The organism is Thermogutta sp. (genome assembly GCF_014359955.1).
Classification (GTDB): Bacteria; Planctomycetota; Planctomycetia; order Pirellulales; family Thermoguttaceae; genus Thermogutta.
This window is the reverse complement of the sequence record NZ_JACIYL010000807.1, coordinates 1-1,944: the sequence shown is the minus strand read 5'-3', so window position 1 is coordinate 1,944 and position 1,944 is coordinate 1. Positions and strand designations below refer to the sequence as shown.

The following is a 1,944-nucleotide window of genomic DNA, read 5'->3' as shown; positions in this document are numbered from 1 at the left end:
GGAGGGACCTGCTTGTCAGGTCCGCTTGTCAACCTTAGATGATCCACTCAAATGTATTGACGCTCCGGTAGGGGCGATTCGTGAATTGCCCCTACCACACATGACACTTTTGCCTTTTCCACAAGTTTCACAAAAGTGGGGGCGCGGCAAGTTCTCCTCAGCCGCGGCAGAACTGGTTTGGGGGCGGGAAGTCAACCCTGTTCGGGCACGCGAGATCCCGTTTACTCGCCTGTTGTGGGCAAAGAACCCTGGGTGAACGCCGGAAAGAGGTCAAGGGTTGGAGCCAGATTGCGGGGAAGGCGAGGGCAATTCTTCGGCCACAATGCGAAAGCCGACGTTGAAGACTCGCGCATAAGGCGGATAGGCGAGACGGAATGAAGAAGTGGCACGCTTTGGTCGATCGTACCAGGAACCGCCGCGCACCACCCGGCATTCAGTCGAGTTTCTATCATTTCGCCCATCATCTTCAGAATAGGGATAACCTCGGTAGGAGGAAAGCGTCCATTCCCACACATTGCCGTGCATGTCGTAAAGGCCCCAGGGGTTCGGCCGATAGGACCCAACAGGCATGGAAACCAGACCGCCGTCATTCCAGCGGGGATCTTTGGGAATCCAATCGTCAAACGGGTTCGGGTTGGGAATGATTCTCACCTGGATGTAGGTGTCGATGACGAACTCGCTCAACTTTTTGTCCGCCAAATTGGCATAACTGGAGAAGTCATCGTCCCATGTGCCGTACCAGAAGGGCTTTTCACTTCCGGCCCGGCAGGCATATTCCCATTCTGCTTCACTGGGAAGACGGAATCGAACTCCGTGACGTTTCGACAGCCAATCGCAGAATGCAACCGCCTGGTGCCATGTCACGCGGACGACAGGCTGCTCCGGTTGATCGAGGGGCAGCCCGTGGAATCCAAACTGATACCCGTGAAGTGACTCCACGTGGCTATCATGGGTCGGATCAAACACCGCGAACTGGCGGTTTGTGATTTCGCAGGCACTCATCCAGAAGTCGTGCGGAATCTGAACCACGCACGGGGGAGTTTCGTCGGCCTCGCCAGTCACGCTTCCCATGATGAATCGGCCAGCGGGGATTCTGACCATGGGAATTGTTACTCCTGGTCCAATCGTGATCTCACGTTGCCAGTCCCCGAGTCTCCTCTGTCGTTCCTTGGCCACTTCAGCGGAAAAAGGCCAGTCATCAAGCGTGGGGCGGGCGATCTCGCTTTGATAGCGGTGTGTCTTTTCGAAATGTTTATCTGGCACCGCGTAGCCAACGGGCTCCACGCGTTCTTCCTTGGTAGTAGAGTGCTGGGTCGGCTGGATCTCTCTCCCGAAAACAGTCACCGCCGGGATCTCTTCCCAGTTGTCATCCATGCCGGTGTACCGTTTCCGCATTTCGCGGGCACGGGCCAACAGCGGAGCCACCGTTTGGGGACCCACAATTTCTGACCAGGTTCCGTGATAGGGAGCATTAAGGTCAATCCACGTGTAGAGTCGATCCCAGGCTTCTGGAGGCAACTGAACCCCATAATGTCCTTTCTTCAGGATCTGAACGAGTTCAGTTGTCGCCGCGTGGTATTCCATGGGCGAAAGCAGGTGAATATCGCTTTCGATCCCTGGTCGTCGCACAAAGCGATGCAGGTTGGCGTAAGCGATTGAAAACCTTCCGCCCACTTTTTCCGAAACATGCCCCGCAATTGCCGACGACCAGTCCTTGAGCGGTACGTTTCCCCTCAGATCAAAGGCATCTGAGGGCCCAGACCCGCCGTTGTGGCAGGATACGCAATAGCGATCCAGGACCGGTTGCACTTCCCGGGCAAAGCTGAATCCCCGGGGCGGAGCGTACCAGGGCTCAATTGTGGCGGGTGGCTGAGAGAGGGCCAGTGTTCCGAGATTGGGAACTGCCTCGTTGGGGTGTTCGTGACAGCCAATGCAGGAGAGAAC

General features: G+C 56.5%; 2 protein-coding genes. One reads left to right on the top strand and one right to left on the bottom strand.

Going from position 1 to position 1,944, the window contains the following annotated elements; genetic code table 11:
• On the top strand, window positions 1-256 hold a 256-nt coding region (locus tag H5U08_RS17160), incomplete at its 5' end, for a hypothetical protein (RefSeq protein ID WP_297035881.1).
• Between the two features lie 14 nt (window positions 257-270).
• On the opposite strand, the gene H5U08_RS17155 is transcribed toward H5U08_RS17160, so the two are convergent.
• Window positions 271-1,944, bottom strand: a 1,674-nt coding sequence (locus H5U08_RS17155) for a formylglycine-generating enzyme family protein (protein ID WP_297035879.1), incomplete at its 5' end; no start/stop codon positions are given.